This is a genomic window from Phycisphaeraceae bacterium, assembly GCA_019636555.1.
Lineage (GTDB): Bacteria > Planctomycetota > Phycisphaerae > Phycisphaerales > UBA1924 > JAFEBO01.
In genome coordinates this window covers 265794-287688 of sequence record JAHBXH010000001.1, presented here as the reverse complement: position 1 = coordinate 287688, position 21895 = coordinate 265794, and the positions used below count along the sequence as shown (strand labels likewise).

General features: G+C 62.6%; 16 protein-coding genes. 6 read left to right on the top strand and 10 right to left on the bottom strand.

All coding sequences use genetic code 11. The features are described from left to right. The 3 genes from KF691_01155 to KF691_01145 all read right to left on the bottom strand — a co-directional run bounded on the left by KF691_01155 (position 1) and on the right by KF691_01145 (position 10986). Positions 1 to 6231, bottom strand: a complete 6231-nt coding sequence (locus KF691_01155; protein MBX3388041.1) for an immunoglobulin domain-containing protein — start codon at positions 6229 to 6231, stop codon at positions 1 to 3. A 334-nt stretch (positions 6232 to 6565) separates the two neighbouring features. Then, positions 6566 to 9595, bottom strand: coding sequence for a proprotein convertase P-domain-containing protein (locus KF691_01150; protein ID MBX3388040.1), 3030 nt, complete (start codon positions 9593 to 9595; stop codon positions 6566 to 6568). Between the two features lie 68 nt (positions 9596 to 9663). Continuing rightward, a complete protein-coding gene (locus KF691_01145; GenBank protein ID MBX3388039.1) occupies positions 9664 to 10986 on the bottom strand; it encodes a glycosyltransferase family 4 protein in 1323 nt (440 codons plus the stop codon). Between the two features lie 214 nt (positions 10987 to 11200). On the opposite strand from KF691_01145, the gene KF691_01140 reads away from it, so the two are divergent. The 4 genes from KF691_01140 to KF691_01125 all read left to right on the top strand — a co-directional run bounded on the left by KF691_01140 (position 11201) and on the right by KF691_01125 (position 14117). Then, positions 11201 to 12076, top strand: a complete 876-nt coding sequence (locus tag KF691_01140) for a glycosyltransferase family 2 protein (protein MBX3388038.1) — start codon at positions 11201 to 11203, stop codon at positions 12074 to 12076. 90 nt (positions 12077 to 12166) lie between these two features. Beyond that, entirely contained in the window at positions 12167 to 13141 is a 975-nt protein-coding gene (locus KF691_01135) for a hypothetical protein (protein MBX3388037.1), read from the top strand. A gap of 12 nt (positions 13142 to 13153) precedes the next feature. Beyond that, on the top strand, positions 13154 to 13741 hold the full coding sequence (locus KF691_01130) for a sigma-70 family RNA polymerase sigma factor (protein ID MBX3388036.1): 588 nt from the start codon (positions 13154 to 13156) through the stop codon (positions 13739 to 13741). Next, the gene (locus KF691_01125) at positions 13731 to 14117 is read left to right on the top strand and encodes a hypothetical protein (GenBank protein MBX3388035.1); all 387 of its coding nucleotides are present in this window, start codon (positions 13731 to 13733) and stop codon (positions 14115 to 14117) included. Before KF691_01130 ends, KF691_01125 begins: the two co-directional genes overlap by 11 nt. Positions 14118 to 14121: 4 nt before the next feature. On the opposite strand, the gene KF691_01120 is transcribed toward KF691_01125, so the two are convergent. From KF691_01120 to KF691_01110, 3 genes are all read right to left on the bottom strand, one after another. Beyond that, positions 14122 to 14946: a class I SAM-dependent methyltransferase gene (locus KF691_01120; GenBank protein MBX3388034.1), complete on the bottom strand. Its 825-nt coding sequence runs from the start codon at positions 14944 to 14946 to the stop codon at positions 14122 to 14124. A 30-nt stretch (positions 14947 to 14976) separates the two neighbouring features. Beyond that, positions 14977 to 16368 (bottom strand): O-antigen ligase family protein, encoded by a 1392-nt coding sequence (locus KF691_01115; GenBank protein MBX3388033.1) that lies wholly within the window; start codon positions 16366 to 16368, stop codon positions 14977 to 14979. 186 nt (positions 16369 to 16554) lie between these two features. After that, positions 16555 to 16794: a hypothetical protein gene (locus tag KF691_01110; GenBank protein ID MBX3388032.1), complete on the bottom strand. Its 240-nt coding sequence runs from the start codon at positions 16792 to 16794 to the stop codon at positions 16555 to 16557. A 108-nt stretch (positions 16795 to 16902) separates the two neighbouring features. Between KF691_01110 and KF691_01105 the strand changes: the two genes are divergently transcribed. After that, the gene (locus tag KF691_01105; protein MBX3388031.1) at positions 16903 to 18018 is read left to right on the top strand and encodes a hypothetical protein; all 1116 of its coding nucleotides are present in this window, start codon (positions 16903 to 16905) and stop codon (positions 18016 to 18018) included. 53 nt (positions 18019 to 18071) lie between these two features. On the opposite strand, the gene KF691_01100 is transcribed toward KF691_01105, so the two are convergent. Then, positions 18072 to 18380 carry a hypothetical protein gene (locus tag KF691_01100; GenBank protein MBX3388030.1) on the bottom strand — a complete coding sequence of 103 codons (309 nt, stop codon included), beginning with the start codon at positions 18378 to 18380 and terminating at the stop codon, positions 18072 to 18074. Positions 18381 to 18616: 236 nt separating this feature from the next. Between KF691_01100 and KF691_01095 the strand changes: the two genes are divergently transcribed. Then, entirely contained in the window at positions 18617 to 19564 is a 948-nt protein-coding gene (locus KF691_01095) for an isoprenylcysteine carboxylmethyltransferase family protein (protein MBX3388029.1), read from the top strand. A gap of 71 nt (positions 19565 to 19635) precedes the next feature. On the opposite strand, the gene KF691_01090 is transcribed toward KF691_01095, so the two are convergent. From KF691_01090 to KF691_01080, 3 genes are read right to left on the bottom strand one after another with little or no spacing between them, the layout of a single operon-like run. Continuing rightward, complete coding sequence (locus tag KF691_01090) at positions 19636 to 21168, bottom strand: adenylosuccinate lyase (protein ID MBX3388028.1); 1533 nt, start codon at positions 21166 to 21168, stop codon at positions 19636 to 19638. Beyond that, on the bottom strand, positions 21165 to 21533 hold the full coding sequence (locus KF691_01085) for a DUF86 domain-containing protein (GenBank protein MBX3388027.1): 369 nt from the start codon (positions 21531 to 21533) through the stop codon (positions 21165 to 21167). Before KF691_01085 ends, KF691_01090 begins: the two co-directional genes overlap by 4 nt. Beyond that, entirely contained in the window at positions 21523 to 21822 is a 300-nt protein-coding gene (locus tag KF691_01080; GenBank protein MBX3388026.1) for a nucleotidyltransferase domain-containing protein, read from the bottom strand. The genes KF691_01085 and KF691_01080 overlap by 11 nt, the downstream gene beginning before the upstream one ends. Positions 21823 to 21895 lie beyond the last annotated feature (73 nt).

Sequence of the window (21895 nt, the reverse complement as noted above, 5' to 3'; positions counted from 1 at the left end):
CTAATCGCAGATAAGCTCGTTGTAGGCCGGAACAAAGAGTTGGAAGTCGGCATCGTCAACGACACCATCTTTGTTCAGATCCGCCGAACAGCCGGGACGCATGCCGGGATCTGCGCAATCCAGGATGTTGTACTGCGCAAGGAAAATGACAAAGTCGGCGTCTTCCACCAGGCCGTCCGCGTTCAGATCGCCGGCGCAGAAGATCAGGTAGGCCGCGTCGCTGGCGACGGTGCCGCAGATGTTTGTGATCGAGCAGCGATAGCTTCCTGCGTCGGCAGGAGTGACGCCCGAGATGGCGAGATTTAGGGAGGAGGAGCCTGAGATGACCGAGCCGCTTTCGGTCACTCCGTCATTGAGCGGAACAGAGTTTTTCATCCAGCGGTACTCGCCTCCGTCCGGGCTCGCGTCGACCTCAAAGTGCGCAACCGGAGTGGCGGAGGTGTCCGACGGTTGCTGCGTCACGACCGGGCTCAAGCCGGCGTCCGGAGTGACGATGAGGTCCAGGGACATCGGTGTTGCATTCGAGATGAGGCTCGCCAGGGCGCCGAGGCGCGAGGGGTTGTCGGCAAAGCAGACCGAATCCAGCGAGCCGCTGATTGTCGGGGCGACAACAAGGCCCGCGATGACATCCCCTGCGGTGGGAACGTAAGGAGATTCGAAGGACCCCGTGAGCCGGCCGCCCAGCACGATCGGGCCCGATGCCACAAGGCTCCCTTTTTCGGTCGGTCCGATTCCCCGGAGCCGCGCGGAAATCGTCGAGCCCGGAAGCAGCGATGCCGAGCCGGTTACTGAAAGCAGAGCGTTTGGGCCGAGTTCGAGGGTGCCCGTGTTCGAGAATGTGCCGGTCGACGGGGTCGTTGCAACGCTCAGGCTTTCGATCGAGAACGTGCCGCTGTTGGATCGCAGCCCGGAGAGATTGGGGATCGCGGGAGCGGGACCGGTGAGGCGCAGTTCTGTCGCGGGCGCGATCGACACGACCGTGCGCGACCCCAGGGTCAACGAGCCGCCGTTGGCGATCCACTTGCCGCCGGTCAGGACCGAGGTCGAAGTTGGAAGGTTGGAGATGGTGGTCGGCGCGATCGAGAGCGTGCCCGCGGTGCTGCGCACCGAACCGGAATTGGTGAACGTGCCGCTCCCGCTCACATTCAAGGTGCGATTGACCTGGTCGGCGCTGAGTATCCCCTGCAGCGTCAGGGTTCTCGCGGAGCTGATGCTGATGGTCGTGGACTTGGTGGAGGGTTGAGTCGGATCAAAGCCCACAAAGACATCGGGCCCGAACGTCGCGCTGGCGGTTGAAACACTGATCACGGTTGCCAGCGTGTTGATACCGAACAGGATCTGGCCGGCGCCGCTGATCGTCGAGTTTGTGGTGGAGAACGTGAGCGGTGTAAGGTTGCAGCCGCCGTTCGCGAGCCGGATCGTCGGATTGTTCAGCAAGTTGAGCGGACCGGTTACGACGAGTGCCGCGCACGGTCCGACGAGGAGGTCGGCCCCGAGATCGCAATTGTTCAGGGTGACGGTGGCGTTCTGCGCGAAGACGAATTTCGCGCCCGCGGTCGCCGTGAGCGCGGCATTCTTGAAAGTCACGGTTGCGAGTGTGATGTCGCCGGTTGAGGCGTTCGCAATGAGCGAGGTGCCGGGGAACGTTCCCCCATAGGTGAGCGCGTTGTTGGCGCCGCTCCAGTTTCCGAGCGACGTGTAGGTCCCGCCGATCGTCCATGCCGAGTTGGAAACCGCGAACGAACCCGAGTTGGTCCAGGTGCCGCCGAGAATCAGCGTCGCACCGGAACTGGAAATCGCGGCGGAGTTCGTCCATGTCCCGCTGAGCGAGAGCGTTCCGCCCGATGAGACGGCGAGCGGGTGATCGACCGTGTAGGAACCTCCGAGCGACAGTGAGGAGCCCGGTTCCAGTTGGATATTCCCGATCGATCCGGATAGTGCCGCGATATCGAGCTTCCCGGCCGTGATGCTCAGCAGCCCAAGGTTCACCAAGTTCCCGCCTGTCCAGGCGAATGTCCCCCCGGCTCGATCCATGGAAATCTTCCCGCGGTTCGTCACAGTCAACCCCGAAGTGATTGCGACCGAGGTCGCGGCCGAGGTTGCTTCGGCGGGCATCTCGATCGTGATGCCCGAAGGGATGTCCTGGTTGGTGCCCTCGAAAGAGATGCCCTTGCCTGTGGTGCTGCTGTTGAGAATGCGAACACGCCCGTTCCCCAGCAGACCCGCTTGTGTCGGCGAGCTCGCCGTCAGCTTCAGACCTGTCGCGTTGCAACTGAGATCGATACTGATTGTGGATCCGTTCTGGAGCGTCAGGCCGCCCACCACTGAAAGGCCCGTGCAGCCCGTGATCAGCATGTCCCCATCGAGCGTGCAGCCGGTCCAGGTTCCGGAAGCGCTATTGATGAATTTCGCGCCGTCGAGCGCGCGGAACGTGGTCCCGGTTGCCGACAACGCGCTGAGCGTGATGTCGCCTGTCGTCGCATCGGCGACGAGCAAGCCGAAGGGCAGCGACCCCGCGTAGGTGACCGTGTTGTTCGAGCCCGTGTGTGCGCCGAGCGACGGGTACTGATTGCCGATGCGCCAGGTCGAGTTCGAAACGTCGAAGAGGCCAGCGTTGGACCACGTGCCGTAGAAATAGAGCTCCGCGCCGTTGCTGGAGATCGTGGAGTTGTTGACCCAGTTCCCGGAGAGTGAGAGCAAGCCGCCGCTCGAAACGCTGAACGGCGAATCGACCGTATACGTCCCATCGAGAAAGAGCCGGGCAGTCGGAGCGAATGAGAAGCTGCCGGTGCTTCCCCACAGACACTTGATGTTCATTGTTCCGGAGAGCAGATCGATGCCGCCCAGATTGACGAATCGCGAACCGGTGCCGCCGTTGATGTCGAGGGATGCGTTCGAGTTCATGACAATGGGCGAATAGCAGTTGAGCGTGCCGTTCACTCCGATCGACCCGCTGCTGGTCCGCCCCGGTGCGCCGATGGAGAACGAGATTCCGGGCGCAAACGTGACGACGTCGACCGTTGAGATCTTGCCGCCGCCGAGCTGGACGGTTCCGGTTCCACCGAAGGTCTGCGGCCCGCCCCAGAAGTACAGGTGAAGATTCGACTGGGAGCAGTTTGAGGCGGACACGAAGGAGATCGCGGCGTTGTCGAGCATCAGGCCGTTGTTGATGTTCACGGTTGAGCACGATTCGCTGACGAACGTCCCGCCGAGCGTGCACGCGTCGAGCGTCAAGTTTCCACGCGCGATCACGCGCGCGGTTCCGAGTCCCCGCAGGGTCGAGTTGATCAGGGTCGGGGTGCCGAGCACGATGTCGCCGCCGGCATCATCGGTCGAGAGTTGCAGGTTCGAGGGCGTGCCGTTCAGAATCAGCGTGCCGCCGGAGCGCGTGACCGCTCCGATCGTCGAGTACGAACCCCCGAGCGTCAATATGCCGCTATTTTGCAGCAGCAAAAAGCCCGAATTGGTCCACAGGGGAGGCGAGACTTCGAGCGAAGCGCCGTCGGCGCCGAGCATGCCTTCGTTGACCAAGCTGGAGCCGAAATAGCCGGTCAGCACGAGGCTGCGCCCCGGAACATCGGAAATGACCTGTCCGCGCATCGTGCACACGGAACTATCAAAGAGAACGATGGTGCCGATTTTCGAGCCGGTCGATCCTGCCTTGTTCCGGACCACGATGCCGCTCTCGATCGTGGCGATCGCGTTCGAAGACAGGTTGAAATTAGCGGAGCCGGCTGTTGAGGCGAACTGGATGGTGCCTGTACCGGCGATGGTTTGCGGCCCGCCGGAGAGCACGAGCGACGCCGAATAGCTCGCAACATCCGAATCGATCGTGATCGTGGCGCCACCGATGAATGTCAGCCCGTTGCGAACAACACACTGACCGCTCTGCCCGATGACCATCTCGCCGGCGATGCTGCAGGCGTCCAGAACGCCCGACCCGTATTTCTGCCGCAGTTTCGCGCCGCCGGAACTGCTCAGCGCCACGCCCGTGAGAGTCAGATTCGCCAGCTGGAGATCGCCGGTGGCCGGAGTCGCCGCGAGCGCCGAGCCGGTAAAGGTACCCTTCAGCTCAATCGTTCCGCCGGTTCGCTGGATCGTTCCGAGCGATGAATAGGTGCCTTGCAAACTGAACAATGACCCGCCGGAAACCGAGAAGATGCCGCTATTCGTCCACGAGGCGACGCTGAGCGTCATCGATCCGCCGGAAGCAACGACCAGGCTGTTGTTGGTAAATGCTCCCGCACCGCCGATCGAGACTTGCATCCCGGTGGCGTCGCTGGCGATGGTGCCGTTGTTCGTGAGCTGCGATCCGCTCTCGATTGTGATCGTTTGCACCCGAAGAACGACATCCGGGCCGATGGTCACTGTTGCATTGTTCTTGATCAGGATGTCGGAGTCGTTGCCTCCGTGGCCCTGAATGGTTCCCTGCCCTGAGACAAGCTGTGTTCCGCCGTCGAAGGAAATCGGTGGTTTCGAGCAGGAGCTGCTGGAAGGGATCGTCAGCGTCGCCCCGCCGGAAAGGGTCAAACCCGATTGCACGGTCAACGCGCCGCAGTACTTGTAAGTTGTATTCGCCGCGAGCGTACACGCGGAGAGCGCGACCGCTCCTTCGATCGACATCGTGTTGTTCCCATCGGCGGAGAACAACACGCCGGCCGCCGACAAATCTGCCAGGGAAATATTTCCTGTTCCGTTGTTTGCGCGCAACTCCGCGCCAACAAACGTGCCTCCGACGGTGAGCGTGCCGCCCGTTCGTGTCACCGAACCGAGTGCGGAGAAGCGGCCGGCGAAAGTCAGGAACGCACCGTTGCCGGTGATGGTTCCGGAGTTGACCCAGTTCTCGCTCTGCAACCTGACCGAATTGGTGTCTCCCGCCGTGATCGAGCCTGCGTTGGTGTAGACGCCGGTTCCAGTAACCGAGAAAGTCGAGTACGGCCCGAGCAGTGTGATGGCGCCGAGCGTCGTCAGTGTTCCGGTTGAGTCCACGAAGAATCCACCGTCGCCCCGAACCGGGTTCGCGCCACCTGCGCCGAAGGTCATCGACACACTTGGCGAAACCGTGACCGAAGTGCTCGGATCAACCGAGAACGACGGATTGGAAATCGTTCCGGTTCCCCAGACATTCTGCGAGCCGCCGGAAAAGCGAAGCGTGGGAGAGCCCGAGAGTGCCAGCGACGAACTCCCGCGCACCTCGAGCCCGTCACGGATCGTCCACGCTCCGAAGGTCAGTTTCACCTCGCCGAGAATCGCGCAATTGCGCAGCGAAGAATTGCCGCTGCCCCGCACCACGGCGCCGTTTCCCCGCAGGGTGACGCCCGTGAAATCGGCAGCTGTGAGAATGATCTCGCCGGTCGCGGCGGTCGCGGCCAGTTCCGGGCCGGTGAATTGCCCCCCCACGATCAGCGTTCCGCCGGAGCGTGAAATCTGCCCGAGGCTCGAGAACTGACCGGCAAGACTCAGCGTTCCGGAGCCGGTGAGCGAAAGCGTCCCGCTGTTCGTCCAGACTCCCGTGGTGAGCTTCAGCGTGCCGGCGCTCACGCTCAGCGTTCCCTGGTTGCTGAAGGATCCGCCGTTCCAGATCGAGAGGGTGGCATTGCTCTTTGAGAGCGCGATTTCGCCCTGATTGGTAAGCGTGCAGCCCGACGGAACCTCGATCGAGGCCGACGTGCCAGTCGCGGCGGCGCTGTACGAGACCCGCACGCCCGACGCGATCGTCACCGACGCGTTGTTCACGAGCAGTATCCCCGAACCATTGATCCCCATGGTGACGACAGAGATTTCACCGGTTCCCCAGATCGACTGCGTCCCGCCCGAAAAAATCAGCCCGCTGCAGGAACCTGAATTCGCAAGTTGAAAGACCGCGCCCGATTGCAGTTGCAATCCGCCTGTAAGGGTGAACGTGCAGCAGCTGCCGAGCGACATCGCGCGCCCTGTCGTCAGCGATTTCACCGCAAAGTTGTTGTTGATCTGAATCGTCGGTGCGCCGGCGGGAACGACACAGTCGTTTCCGGCGCCGGGAATCGCGTTGGGAGACCAGTTTGTGGCCATGCCAAACGTGACGCCGTCGCCGGCACCGGTCCACGTCAATGTCTGTGCGCCGCATTCAACCGAAAAAACGCCGCACCCGAGCGCCAGAGCGAGCATGATCGCGCGGCAAGAAAGACCGGCCATGCTTGTGACGAAACCGGAAAGCAATCGGCCCCACGCAATCGCATTATTTCGATACATACCGCTCGGCTCCAGCAACCAATGTTCCCTGGCATGGATTGCGGGTCGCCCCGCGCGCCCCAAGTTGTCGCTCGCAGAATCGTACTCGAATCGTCCCAGGCGGCACTGTGTAATTCATGAATGAGCCCATGCGAACCGAGGCCGCCTGTGGCCGGGTGACCGGAAGTCGAAAGTGGCTCGGCTTCTTGCCATCGGAGAGGCTCCATGAGTTCTGCGAGGGACAAAAGGGAATCAGAGAAGGATCAATTCGAAAGGTGTCCGATAACGACTACGCCTGAGTCTTGCTCGGCAAAGCTATGACCGCTTCGCGGGCCAGCACAACCTGTCATCCAACTCATGGACAAAGGAGACGGTCGTAAGCTGCCGCGAACTCAACGAAATCGGCATCGTCGGTGAGCGTGTCGCCGTTGAGATCGCCGGCTTCCGTTTGGAACGCGTCGTAGGCAACAGCGAAGAGAACGAAGTCCGCATCATCAACGAAGCTGTTGTGATCGAAATCGCCGGCGCAGTACGCCGCGGCGGGCGCGCAGAAAGCGGGCAGGCGGCAGGTGAGCAGAAGGCTGAAGCGGCGAACGGCGGGCGCGATGATCGGCGTTGCCTCGGTGAATTGGCCGGGCTGAACATCGGCGACGCGGAGAGTCCAGGTGCCGAGCGGGCTTGCATCGATGAGATTGCGCAAATCGTCTTTGGGCCAGAAGACGCCGTCGTAGGGTGCGCGGCGGGGAATCTCCTGCTGGATGTACGACTTGATCTGGTCCATGTCGAAGAGCGTTGCGGCGAAGTTGTGACCGAAATTGCCGACGCCTCCGGGCCGATTCGCGAGCTCGATCGAAGTGCCGCTGGGGTTTGAAAGCGTGATGACGAGATCGCCGTCGAACGGGTGATTGAGGCCGACGACGGTGGAATTCATGTCGGTGCTTGATGAGCCATCGAATCGGAATTTCACGTCGATGAGATCGCCGGGCAAAGAAGGAACTTCGAGTGGTACGGAGACGCCCTGCGCATCGCCATCAGGGATCGGCGCAGCGGGACCGGTATAGGAGAAGACTTGCGGCGAGCTGATCTCGGTGCTGTCGCCGATGGCGAGCTCGATCGGCTCCTGAAGCGTCTGCGAATCGCCAAAGTGAACGGTGAGCAGAAACTGGGCGGACGTGCCGCAGGGGTGAGACGGAGAGATTGCGAAGACAAAAGGAGTTGTGTTTTCGGCAACGGAACCCGAAGCGATGGTGTTCCAGTTGGCGCGGTCGACAACGGTGGTGATGGTCGGCGCCGCGCTCTCGAGCGATGCCCAGACATCGGAAGCGCTGCCGAAACCCGAATTCAGCAACGGCAGGTAGAGTCGAACGTGACTCTCCCCCACTTCGGCGATCCCGTTGTTGTTTCCATCGGCGAAGTCGTCGGCGATGCGCGGCGATGAAGCGACATGAATGTCCGGGCCGGGCGATTGGCGCGGATAGACGGGAAACGCGGTGCGCGAGACATCAAAGAACACGCCGTTCACCGGCTGCACGATGATGCGGGCGCCAGGCGAAGCAAAGTCGTCGGGGACCGCGACGACTTCGGAGCCGTCGTTGGGCGTGGTCGCGGCGAGAACGAGCGGGCTGCGATCGTCATCATCACGCATCAGGCTGATGCGCACGTTTGCGAGATTGAACGGCGCGCTCTGTGTGCCTGCGGTGCGCCAGGTGACAAGCATCGGGCCCGCGGAACGGACGGCGGAGTCGTTCGGCGAAAGGATTGCGAATGGCTCGGGTGTGACGACGACGTTGATGGGCGCGACGAGCCAGGATGTGCCGCCGGCGCCGGGGTGATTGTCGCGCCCGATGAGCTCCATCTCGAGCGTGCGCGCTTTCGTCGGCAAGATTTCGCCCGGAGAATTGGTGTTGCTGAGCAGGTAGGGCCACGCGGGGATGACGCGGACGAGATCTGTCGTGGGAAGCCAAGTGCGGATGATCGAATTGATGCCGGTATCGCCGGCGTCGAGGCTGTATTGCTGGCCCGGGCTGGACTGGGCCCACGCGAGCGTGACCGGATCGCCTTCGGCATCGGAGACGATTGCGGGGAGCCGGAGCGGCGTGTTCGAGGGCGCGAAGAGAACCAGACCGGGCGGGAGATCTAAGACTGGAGCGGTGTTGCCGGTGCCGGTGACCGTGCCGCAGCGGGAAGTGTCGGGGTACATCTCGTGGATGCTGAAGGCGTGGAACATGAGTTCGGATTCGTTGACGATCGAGTCGGGGTAGCACTGGCGTCCGTAGGACATGATGGTGGAACCGCCTCCGGGCTCGATTCCGACACCGAAGTTTGGTCCGCAGCGCTCTCCCGCGCCGCTGAAGGTGTGATTGGCGCCGAACTGATGGCCGAGTTCGTGGCAGGCGACCATGGTTGTGTAGGGATAGTCGACGGCGAGACCGGAATTGGCGACGCTGGCGGTCGGAGTGCAAACGGAGCGCAGGCTGGCGACGCCGCCGCCGAAAGTGCCGATGATCTGGCGCACGTTTGTTTGCAGGTTGGGCACTAAGCGCTGGAAGTTGCTGCTTTGACTGAAGAGCGCTTCGGTGCTGGAGTTGGTGAGCTGATCGGTCGCGGGGTCGAGCTGGATGAGTTGGTCCTGCTTGGCCGGGAGGAGGAAGCGGACGCAGAAATCGCGCTCGAAGATCGCGCTGATGCGGCTGATGTGCTCGACGAGCGCGGAGAGCGCGAGTTCGACGGTGCCGCCGTGGAGAATCGACCACTCCGCGGTCGGAAGGAACCCCAGGATGAGCGTGTTGAGCGTGGCCCCTCGGGCAACGGTGGACTGCGCAAAGATTGATGGCATTTCGCGCGCGACGTTCGCATCGATCACGCGGCAATCGAGCGCGGTCCCCTGGTCCGCCGAATCTTCTTTGCGGAACGAAACATAGAACTCGGTGCGATCGGTCGGCAATTCGGCGGCGGGGTTGACGAAGACATCGCCCTCCGGCGAGAGGATCATGGCGTGGAAGCCGCGTGAAGTGAGGCTGAGGCGAACGGTCGCGCCGGGCGTTTCGAGCGATTCGCCGGCGTAGGTTTTCAAATTTGGGTATTGTGCCGCGAGTGCGGGGTCCATGCAGGGGACTTCGAAGATTCGGAAGCGCTGGGTGGAGCCGTCGGGCATGGGGACTTCGAAGGCTGCGGCGGGATTTGCACCCGATCTCGCAGCGACATCCACTTGTTCGCGAAGAGTCTTGAAATCGGCGCGGAAGATGCGGGAGCGAAAGGCTTGTTTTTGGGCGACTGATCGGGCCTCGTCGGGGAGCTGGGGCAGCAAGGATTGGAGTTGCCATGGCCCGGCGAACCCGACGCTGCAGAAGGCGGCAAAGGCAACGAGCGCAAGAAATCGGCGCATAGGAACACTCCGGCCCGCCACGGTTCGCGACACTCTTTGATGCGTGGCTCGGAAGATTGTTCCCGTGCTCAAGTCGCCGCGACGCTCGCCACGGGTTGCGGCTCGGTATTCGGAGGCCTTGGCGCGGGCGTGCCGGGCGGGAAGGCCTCGAGCAGGACCTTTGCATATTTCTCGCCCGCGGCTTCGAGCGTGAACTCGCGCTCGAAGAGCGCGCGGGCGTTGCGGCCCTTGCGCCGGGTCATGCCCGGGTCGGCCATGAGCGAGCGGATTCCCGCGGCGAGTCCGGCGCCGTCGCCGACCTTGAACCAGAGCCCGACATCGTGCTCGTCGACGAGAGCGCGCAATTCCGAACGCTCCTCGCTGATCGCGATGATCGGCCGTCCCACCGCGAGCGATGAATACAGCTTGCTGGGGAAGCTGATCCCCTCGACTCCTTTCGCGATCGTGACGAAACTGGCGTCGCAGGCCGTGAGGGAATCAGGGAGTTTTTCGAAAGGCTGGTAGGGAAGCAGCAGCGTGTTCTTCAGGCCGCGCCTGGCGATCTGTTCGCCGATCCACGCCCTGCGTCCGCCGGCGCCGATAAGCACGAGGCGGAAGTTCTCGTCTTTGAGAATCTCCGCGGCGTCGAGCAGCGTTTCAAAGTCGTAGTAGAGCCCCAGGTTGCCGGAATAGAGAACCGTGAACGGCTCGAGCAGTCCGTTCTTCTTGGCGAAGTCGCTTTCTTCCTTGGGCTTGGGTGTGAGTTCGCGCGCATCCGCCCAGTTGTAGATGACGTGCACACGTGCCGGATCGAGCCCATAGTTCTCGACGACGAGTCGCTTGGCGCTCTCGCAGAGAACGATCGTGTGCTCCGCTCGCTTGTAGATGAGCTTGTTGCCCATGTGCCACAGTTTTTCGATCAGCCCGCCCGCCTTGATCGTGCCGACCCAAACCGCCATCTCGGGATAGGCGTCGTGCAAGAGCTTCACGTAGCGGTGGCGACGCACCATGCTGACGACGGCGCCGATGATTCCAAGAAAGGGCGGATTGGTGGTGTAAAGGTGGACGGTGTCGCCCCGGCTGAGGAACAGCATGCGCAGGGTGAGCGGGACCATGAACGTCAGAAAATTGAGGATGCGCCCGGGGAGGCGATCCTTGCTGAAACGCGTGGTGACGAGTCGCCGAACGTAGACGCCGTCGCGCCACTCGCGGAGTTCGACCGGCTGCCAGGTCTCGCGCGGCCCGTAGCAGGGGCGGCAGGTATCAACCTGCACGAAGAAGCCCCGCCTCACGAGATCGGTCGCCAATTCATGCAACAAGTGGCCAGTCGAGGCGACGTCGGGCACGTAGAACTGGTTCAGGATCAGAACCCGAGGCTTGGAGGTTGGGGTGGGAGTTTCGCGGATGGACATGGGTCGGAATCGAGCGGGAAGCCCCGATTGTTGGCGTGCGGAAGGTCGGCGCACGGACAGCCGCGGCTTCCGCATTTATCGTAAGGATTGAGATCGGGATTGACCCGATATTTGGATCCGGACGCATGAAGCCCCTGATTCCGCCAACTCTTCACCCCCGCCATACCAAGGCGGCGCACTGCCTGGCGGATACGGCGGGCTCCGGGGCGGTCCATTGAGCAGAAAACTGGACGAGATCGGGAAGGGATATCAGGGGCCGCGGCCGCGGATCTCGGTGGTGATTCTGACGCTGAACGAAGAAAGCAATATTCAAGGCGCAATCGAGAGCTGTTCATGGTCGGATGATGTGCATGTGCTCGATTCCGGGTCGTCGGATCGGACGGTCGAGATCGCGCGCGCGGCGGGAGCGAAGGTGTTCGTGAACCCGTTCAAGTCGTTCGGTGCGCAGCGCAATTGGGCGATCGACAACATCCCGCTCGAGCACGACTGGGTCTTTCATCTCGATGCGGACGAGCGCTTTACGCCGGAGCTGGTGCGCGAGATGGCGGAGGTGATCGGGCGTTCGCCGACGGAGGCGGGCTTCTTTGTCGCCAACCAGATGATCCTCGACGGCGCATGGATCCGGCGTGCGAGCGGGTATCCGGCGTATCAGATGCGGTTGTTTCACAAGACGCGCATGCGTTTCAACGATCACGGCCACGGCCAGCGCGAAGAGACGAGCGGCAGGGTTGGAACTCTCGTCCAGCCGTATGTGCACTACAACTTCTCGAAGGGGCTTGATGAGTGGCGGACGCGCCACGACCGGTACAGCACGCTCGAAGCAAATGAAATCCTCGCGGCACGCGCGGGCAGCGAGGGCGTGTCGTGGGGCGGGCTTTTTTCGAGTGATCCGATCGCGCGCCGACGGGCGCTGAAGGGGCTGGCGGCGCGGATGCCTCTGCGCCCGCAACTGCGCTGGCTGCACACGGTGATTCTGAAGGGCGCCATTCTCGACGGGCCCGCGGGCCTCAAGTACGCCGGGCTGCTTTATTGGTACGAGCGCGAGATCGCCCGGAAGGTCGCCCAAATGGCCGGTCGGGTACGCGGCTAGGGGCCGCACGCAACAATTCGCGGCATGAAATCCCAATTCCTGTAACGCGGGGGCGCGGGCGGCGCGTAGACACCTTCAACAGGAGCCAATATGCGAAATCAACTCTTTTTCCTTGCAGGCCTGGTTCTTCCGCTCTCGGCGCTCGCTTCTCCGCTTAATCGGGCGCTGATCCCCGCGGATGCCGCGGTCACGGCGCACATCGATGTCGAGGCATTCGCCGGCTCGCAGCTCGGGCAGGAGATCATCAAGAACCGCGACCATTTCAAGCTCGGCGGGCTGGACGCGCTCAAGGCGTTTGGCATCGAGCCGTTCCGAGATTTTCTGGGCGTCACGGTCTTCATGCCCTCGGTGGATGCCGAGGAGCCGGTGGTCGTCGTGCGCGCCACCGAGGCCATCGACGCGCTCTGGAAGCACCTCAAGACCGAGCCGCACGCCAAGCCGATGAGCAGCGAGGGCTACGAACTCTTGAGCTGGGAAGACAAGGGAGAGCGCAAGTACGGATTCGTCCGCGCCGAAGGCAACTCGCGCCTGGCGTTCATCAGCGATAACTGGGAGCCGCTCATCACGGCGCTCAAGACGGTCGACGGCAAATCTCCGGCGCAAAAAGGCGGCGCGACGCCCGCCGCCGGATCGTTCTTCTTCGCGGATGTGCGCGAGCTTCCCGCGAAGCTGCTCGATCGGGATGACGACGGGCCGACCGCCGTGATCCGCGAGGTACGCTCGGCGGTGATCGATGCCGGGGAATCGGGCGAGAACATGTTCGCCAGCGCCGACGTCGAGCTCTCGTCCGCGAAGACCGCGAGCGATGTTCAGCAGATGGCGCAGGGTCTTGTCGCCTTCGGCCGCATGGCGCTCAACGAGCACAAGGAACTTTCCGGGTTGCGCCAGGCGCTCGACGCGTTCGGCGCGAAAACCGACGGCACACACCTGCTGCTCTCGACCAAGTGGAGCGCATCCGACGCCGTCGCCGCGGCAAACAAGCTCGCAAAGGAGATGTCGGAAGACGAGGACGACGACCGGGACGATGACCGCAGGAGCAAGAAGCGCGAAAAGGCGGGCGACTAATCGGAGAACCGAGTGGCGACCGAGCAGCCCGATGAGCATGTATTGATCGATCGCGCCGTTGAAGGCGACCGGCAGGCCTTCGGTGCGCTGGCGCAAATGTACGCCGCGCCGCTCTACACGTTTCTTGTCCGCCGCTCCGGCTCGCGCGATCACGCGGAGGATCTCGCACAATCGGCGCTGCTCCGGGCGTGGCTGAAGTTGCCAACATATCGACCGAGCCGCAGCGGATTCCTTCCGTGGTTGCTCGCCGTCGCCAACAGCGTGGTCATGAACGAGCACCGTCGCCGGCGCATCCCCCTCGGAGCGCTCTCGCGGGAGCCCTCGCGCATCGACCCCGATCCGTTGGCGCACGCCGAGGCTTGCGTCGAGCTTTGGTCGCTGGTGGACCGCGTGCTTTCGCCCCAAGCGGCGACCGCGGTCTGGCTCCGCTACGGAGAAAACCTCGAAATTCGCGACATCGCGCGGGTGTTCGCGTGGACCGGAGCCCGTGTGCGGATCACGCTTTTCCGGGCCAGGGGAGCACTTGCGAGAGCCATGCACGCCGAAGAATCAGTTGTCGGCATCGCGCCGACGCACGGAGATCGCGCCCATGCACTCTGATCATGCCGAGGTCGAGAGCCGGCTCCGCCACTCGCGCTCCGCGGGGATGATGACACCACCCGCTTGTATCCGATTCGACGCGGCGGCGCTGCCGGAGCGGGAATCGCCGCGCCGGCGTTTGAGCGCCGCGGCTCTGACAACCCTCTGCCTTGCGGGCCTCGCGGCAGCCTGGGTGTCGGTCTTGCTCTTCGCGCCCCGCGCGCCCGAAGTTTCGGCATCGGAGGCTGTCGCCCGTTCCTTCGAAACGATTCCGCAGACAGGGGCCGACGTGACGCGACGGATCCTCGCGCCGGTGCGACGCGAGATGGAGTCGCTCGCGGTCCAGAGCCGGCGTGCGTCCGAATCGCTCCGCGGCGGACTTCAGCAACTGCGTTGAGTTCTTATTTCTGCACTTCGAACAAATAGACGAAGTAGCAGTTGTCTTCTTCGCGTGCGGAACGGATCGGCAGATGCATCGAGTGCCCGCCGATGAGTTTCTGGGGAACTGGAACCCATTTTCCGGTTTGCTCGTGCTCGAGCACTTTGAGCCCCGCGCGCTTGGCGTGCCCGCGAAACGCGGCTTCCGTGAAGAGGTGGACGAAGTGCTTGTTGGCGCCCTTGCGCTTCACTTTTACGCAATGGCCGTTGGCAACCGTCACCATCACCTTCGCGCCGGGCTTGCAGACGCGAGCGATCTCGCGCAAACCCTTTTCCACGTCCGGAACGTGCTGGAGCATCTCGACGCACGCGACCATGTCCACGCAGCTGTCGGCGAGGGGAATCGACTCGATCGAGCCGAGCACAAGATTGACGCGCGGGTCGCGCGCCAGCACACGGCGAACCTGGAATTCGCTGAGCCCGAACTCGATAGCGTTGTACGCGATCGCGGGCGGCAGAAACCGGCGCAGCGACATGTCGCCCGGGCCGCACTCAAGAAACGCGGTGCGCTCGTTCGCGTACCTGCGGATCCAGCGCGCGAGCGTGTACTGAAGAAACTGGTGCCCGAGGACGTTTTCGCTCGCGCGCAGAATCGGCCAAATCAATGATTTCATCGCGGACTTCGGCTTGGAGTTCGGCCGGATCCCGGCGACGTACGAATCCCATCCGGCGTCGCCCGAGCGCGAAACCGCGAGCGCCTCGCTGACCGGTATGGTGATGCCGCAGACTTCGATCGACCGCGTCGTCTGCCAAGCGAGGCGTTGTTTAAAGGTTGTACCGGAGCTCATAGGGGGCCAGGTGCGAAGAAAGCGTAGCGATCAGGCCCGGCCGTACGACTCCTCGCGATACTCGAGCGCGGGATCGTACGCGCCGCTTCCCCACGCGCTCTCGGCTTCGAGCTGCGCGGCGTACTCGCGCGTTCTCGCCGCCTTGAGCTCGTCGAAGTAGATCTTGGCCAGAATGATCCAGAAATAGAACGGCGTCGGCTGCCCGATCACGCTGCCCTGCTTGAATGAAACCAGCAGAGCGAAGAGGCAGATGCCGATCCACGCGGCGACCGTGCCGCGATCGACCGGATCTTCGCCCCAGATCTTGACCATGGCCCTCGAGTACTTGAAGGTGCACCAGAGCGCTCCGAGGAACAGACCGAAGCCGACCAGCCCGTAATCGAGCAGCATCTCGGCCACGATGTTGTGCGGATAGTCGAAAAGGTGCCCGACAAAGTACGCGAACGAATTGGTTCCGTTTCCCATCAACCAGCCGGCGGGGTTGGCAATGTAGAACCGGATCGCGTCCATGACGCGCTCGCTGCGATCCGACGTGCCTTCTTCGACCAGGTTGAACGTCCAGCGGCGGGCCGCTTCCCCTTCGAGGAAGAAGGAGAACGTCAGCGCGATGACCAGGAGCATGAAGCCCGCGCTGAGGGCGACGAAGAAGAACTGCTTGGTATCGCGGATCCGGCGCGCGACCGGATACATCAGAATGGACACGAACACCGCGAAGATAATCTGGCCGCGCGAACCGGACACGATCGCGAGCCCGAGGCCGAGCACCAGCCCCGCGACCGTGAACAGGATCCCCAGGCGCCCCTTGTCTTTGAAATTCATGAGCATCGCCGCGATCATCATGAATCCGCCGGTATCCGCCAGCGCGAGCGGGTTGCTCGTGAACTCGGAAACGCCGTATTCCTGGCCGAGGTTGACGATGAGCCGGCCGCCGGCCCACTGTGCGCTCGGGTTCAAGAAGAACGCCAGGATTGTGACGCAGCCGAGCATCACCGTCACAAAGATGCCCTGGCGCAGTTCGTTGAGGTCGCTCAGCAGAAACGGGTAGATGAACAAAAAGACGACGATGTACGGGATCGCGTCCTTGTACATGTTCAACGCCGATTCGCGCGCGGGCGTGATGATCAGCCCGAACGTGATCATGAAGTAAATGACGAGCGTGCACCATGTCACCGGATTGAAGTAGGTCGAGACCGTGAGTCGCTTCTGCGTGCTCTTGTAGAAGACCGCGAGCGCCGCGATCACCGCGATGGCCGCGGAGAGATGCGGGCCGTACACCACCAGGCCCGGAAAGAATCCCTGAAGAACCTGCTTGATGGGGAACATGAGGTTCACGAGCGCGAACGCCCACGCCGGGCGCGCGATCGACCAGACCGACAGAATCAGCAGACCAAAGATGATGAAGACGCCGATGCCCTGACTCATAGCTGATTGCTCGATCCGGCCACCCGTGAATCGGATGGCATCTCCCCGGAACGATATCGGTCGTTCGGGCACGCCGGTTCGTGCTTCGAAACGGCTAGGGCGCGGATTCTGCGTGGATTCGCCGTTTTTGAACCGCTCCGGAAACCCCGGGAAGTCCCAACGAGCCCGCCGGGTGGTCTTCGACGCTCACCAGCGAATCAGGAACCCGCCAACCGCGAGGAGCAAGAGTCCTGCGGCGGTTATCCAGAGCCAGTTGGGGATCTTCGGTCGCTGGTCAGAACCGAGCACGTGCCCGCAGTTCCAGCAGATCTCGACGTCGTCGTAGAGCACCGTGCCGCAGGAAGGGCACTTCTGCGTGACATCTGAAAACCGCTCGATATCGGCGTCGCTGGGCCCGTCGTCGGGATCGCGGAGGCGCTTGACCATGGGGAATCCTTCGCGCGCTCTTTGTGCCAAGGCTCCTCCCTTTGAGAGGAGGCTGCGAATGGGTGGAATCACGCGGCACGCGCGCTCTCACCCACTACCCTTCCCGCCTTGGCGCCCAAGCAGTCCAGTCTTCCACTTTGGATCCAGTCCACCATCGTGGGCAGTTTGCGATCGGCGATCACGCTGCCGCTGACGGTTGGTCTTGGTCCGGCGACGCACTTTGCCAAGAGCGCGGGCGCGCTCTTCGCCAATCTCCCGTTCAACAAGCGACACGTCCGAAGGGCGGAACAGAATCTTGAGATCGCGTTTCCGCAGTGGCCAACAGAGCGCCGGCGCGAAGTGGCCGTCGCGTCGTATCAGCATCTGGCGCAACTCGGCGTTGAACTTGGATATACACCTCGTCTGATCAACCACGACGGATGGAGCCGGCACGTCACGCTCGGTCCGGTCACAACGGGATTCCGCAAGATGCTCTCAGGCGGCCCGTGCGTGCTCGTCACCGGACACTGCGGCAACTGGGAACTCGTTGGATACACCGTTTCCATGCTCGGCTTTCCCATGCAAGCCGTTTACCGGCCGTTCGACCTCAAGCCGCTGGATCTGTGGGTGCGCCAGAGCCGCGAGAAGCGCGGGCTGACGCTCGTTTCCAAATTCGGCATGATCCGCGCGCTCCCCGAGGGCATGAAGAACGGCGTGCCCGCCGGAATCGTCGCGGACCAGAACGGCGGCGACTACGGCGTCTTCGTGCCTTATTTCGGACGTCTCACCAGCACGTACAAATCGATCGGAATCCTCGCGCTGCAGTTCAACGCAACTGTTCTCTGCGGCATCGCGCGGAGGCTCGAGCCCGGCGAAGAGCCGCCCCAGGGCAATGTGATGTCGGTGCAGAACGGGGGCATGCGCTACTCGATCGAGATGACCGATGTGTTCGGCCCGGACGATTGGGAAAGTCAGCCCGATCGGCTCTACTACATCACGGCGAGATACCGACGCGCGATCGAGTCGATGGTGCGACGATCGCCCAAGCAGTACTTGTGGATGCACCGCATCTGGAGGAGCAGGCCGCCGCACGAACGACGGGACAAGGAATTCCCGGCGGCACTCCGCGCGAAGATGGAATCGCTGCCGTGGATGACACAGGCGGAGATCGACGCCGTGATGCACCGGAGCGAACTCGACCGCGCGCTCATTCGCGAAAAGGCGGATCACGGGTTCCGCGTATGAAGCGATGGCGCTGGGTCTGATGAGGCCAACAGGACTCATGGGACCTATTTGTCTTATTCCTCTCCCGGCCTGCGCACGCGCACGTTCTCGCGGCCTTCGTCGTCTGATTCCGGGATCGGCGCGTGCATCGGTTCCGCGTCGCCTTGCGGCGTGCGGGCAGGTGCGCCGAGGCTGCCCAAGGCCGAGCGCACGACCAGATAAATCACGCCCACGATCGCAAGCGGGACGAACAGCACAAAGAGCAGCGCGAGCAGAAGCACGATCGCGATTGCCGCGGCAATGCGATAGAGAAAGCGCCGCGCGCTCTCGACAAAGTCCCCACCGAAATGGGCCGGGCCGGCTTCCATGGCGAAGGCGTTCATACTCCTACTTATTCCGATCCGGTGGGGTTCGGTTTCACGCCCCTGCCACAGGCCGCTCCGCACCGCACGCAAAGATTCTCCCTCAAACACATCGCACGACGGGCGGGACTTCGGGCTCGTGCGCCAAAGCCTTCCACCCTCCATTCTTGGCGGCGAACCAGGCGCGGCACTCCGCTCACGTCAAATGCCGGAACTCCGACCGATCGGAACAACTCGAGTTGTGTACGCTGGCTCGCGTGACCGATCGTCCGCCGCCACTGAAAGGAGCCGCCCGCGCCTTTGCCACGACTTTTCTCGTGCTCCAGAGTTGCGGAATCATCGCATTTTGGATTGTGCTGTGGCGATACCCCGGCATGCGGGTGTTCTTTTTTCCGATTGATTCTGCCGCGTTTCTTGCGGCACTGGCGGCGGTGGACGTCACCGTTCTTCCGGTGTCCGGGTTCGTCGCCGCGGGGCTTCTGTTTCGTCCGTCCCCGTGGACGATTCCATCGCTTTGGATTCACGCCGGCGCCGCGATCTACGCGGGGGTTCTGGCCATTGGATTGTGGCTGGCGGATCGAACTTTGTGGCTCGGCTGCGGGCTCATGTTGCCGACACTGACAACGCCAGTTCTGATTGCTTGGGCCGCGACCGTTCCGCGTGCCGCGGGCGTTCCGTCTGTCGGCGCTGCACTGCTCAAGACAGGCGCGCAGGTTGTTGTGTTCTGGCTGTTCTTTCTGTCGATTCTCCCGCAGGCGCTCCTCCTCGCGCAGCCGTGGCTGGGCCTTGGCGCGCCGAGCGCCGCGACGCCGGCGCGTCAGTTGCTCGCCGCGGCACTCTTCGCCGCGGGAAGCATGATCGGCCTCGCGAGCGCCTGGGCTATGGCCACGCACGGACTCGGAACGCCGTTGCCGATCGACCCCGCCCGCAAACTCGTTGTTCATGGCCCTTATCGATTCGTGCGAAATCCGATGGCCGTCGGCGGTCTCTGCCAGGGCCTGGCAATCGCCGTGTGGTTTGCGTCCCCACTGATCGCGATCTACATCGCGGCGGGCGCGATCGTCTGGCAACTCCTGATTCGCCCGGCCGAGGAGCGTGAGCTCGCGGCACGCTTTGGCAAGCCGTATGCGCACTATCGAGAACAGGTGCGATGCTGGTGGCCGAGACTGCGCCCGTATGAAGATCCCGACCGGGCGTCCGCTTGATCGCGGCGGACGTGCTTCGAGCCGCGGCCCCGCCGCGCTTCGGCGCTCTGCGAATCTGCAGCCTTGCCGCGCTAAACCTTCGGCCCGCTCGTCCCGAGTTTCGCGATCGCGTCCTTGTATTGCTCGCGCAGCGGCTCGACTACTTCCTTGATGAAGCGTTCGGCCTGCTCGACGCTTCGGCCGACGTATTTCATGGGGTCCATCAGACCGTCCCAGTTGAGTTCCGCGCTGAGCGGACCACCTCGTTTCGTGCTCCAGAAGTTTTTGTCGTTCTTGAGGCGGTCCAAGAGGTCGTTGTCGAGCCCCTCCTGCTTCACCCGCAAGCCCGCGGCCTGAGCATGCTGGCGGATCAACTCGTGGTAGTGCTGCCGATCGCCGCCGAGCTTCACACACTCCATCATGATGTTTTCGGTCGCCATGAACGGAAGTTCGGCCATGAGGTTCTTTTTGACCATCGCCTCGTGAACGATGAGGCCGGAGGCGACGTTGTGCATCAGGTCGAGCGCGCCGTCGAGCGCAAGGAAGGCTTCGGGGAGCGAGAGACGGCGGTTGGAGGAGTCGTCGAGCGTGCGTTCGAGCCACTGGGTCGCCGCGGTGTCGTAGGCGTTGCCGACGAGATTCATGACGAAGCGAGCGAGGCCGCAGATGCGCTCGCAGCGCATCGGGTTGCGCTTGTAGGGCATCGCGCTGCTGCCGATCTGCTTGTCTTCAAAGGGCTCATCGAGTTCTTTGCGGTTGCAGAGGAGGCGGATGTCGGTGGCGATTTTGTGGAGGACGGCCCCCACCGAGGCAAGATCGGCGAGGATGAATGTGTCAATCACGCGCGGGTAGGTTTGTGTTGCAAGGTCGTGAACGTGGTCAGAGGCTACTTCCAGATCGGTAAACCTCGTTTGTGCAAGGGAATAGCCGAGGTGTGAGCCGACGCCTTGGTCTAATCGAGCAAGAGCACCTTCGTTTCCATTCACTAGAGCAACCGTGGCCGCCTGAGTTCCAGTGGCCCCCTTGATGCCCTTCATCCAAACATGGTCCAGCATGTGGTTGAGTCGCCAATTCACTTGGTAAAGATCGTACATCCATGTTGCCGCACGGCGCCCCACTGTGACAGGTTGAGCCGGCTGGTAATGCGTGTAGCCAAGAGTTGGGCACGATCGCCATTTCAACGCGAAGTCGCTCAGGTCCGACAAGACGCGCCAGAGCTTGCCAAGCACGAGATCGGCGGCATTCCAAATTACCGCAACGTCCGCATTACAAACCACATCCTGACTCGTCATCCCCAAATGAATGATCCCCTTCGCCTTCGGGCACGAATCCCCGAGCGCGTGCACGTGCGCCATCACATCGTGCCGCAATTCGCGCTCGTACTTCTCCGCGTTCCGGATCTCCTCATCCGTGATCCCGCCCGGCCGATTCACGACCGCGCGCAACTCCTCCACCTGCTCCTTCGAGACCGGCAGCCCCATCTCGTGCTGCGCTTCCGCAACCGCCAGCCAGATCCGCCGCCACGTGTTGAACTTGTGGCGCGCCGACCAGAGCCTCAGCATCTCCTCGCTCGCGTTCCGCGTGGCAAGGGGGCTGGTGTAGGTGTCGTAGGGGTTGACGGTCATCCAGCGGTTCCATCTTCGGGCGGGTTGCGCTCAATGATCGGAGTAAGCAACTCTACAAGTTCCGGAAGGTGGCTCGTCGCGATGCGCCATATCTTGTCGTTCTGAATGTCTCCGTATTCATGCGCGATGATGTGCCTCGTCGCAACGATCGCATTCCACTGAATCTCCGGATGCGACTTTCGAGACCCGGCGGAAACCCGACGCGCCGCCTCGCCGATTATTTCGATGGCTCGTTCGACGGAGTATCGGAGCTCTCTCGAATCTTCGTACTCTTGGAGCGTGCGGGCGGCGGTGAGACGAACGACGAACTTCGCGGCGTCGAGCATGTCCCAAAGGTATTTGAGGTCTTCTGGTTCAGGCTGCATACAGCACGCGTTTGGTGCGCCGAATGGACGCGAGCATGTAAGGATTTCGCACTGCCGGTTCCTCGATAATGTCAACGGCGCGGCCGAACATGTCCACAAGTTCGTCGCGCATGCCCACGATGTCGAACATGCTCCAGGCCGCATCGGGTTCAAAGGTGAGAACGACGTCTACATCGCTCTCCTGCCCGAAGTCTGGCCGAAGGACGGACCCGATCAAGGCGAACTGACGAACTTTCCAGCGGCGACAGAATTCCGGAACGAGGTCGGTCTTGATCGGAATCGCATTCATCACTCAATGATAAGCGCTCGGAGCGTTCGTTCGATCATCAATGGGGGCGAGGGCGCTTTTCATTCCCACCCCT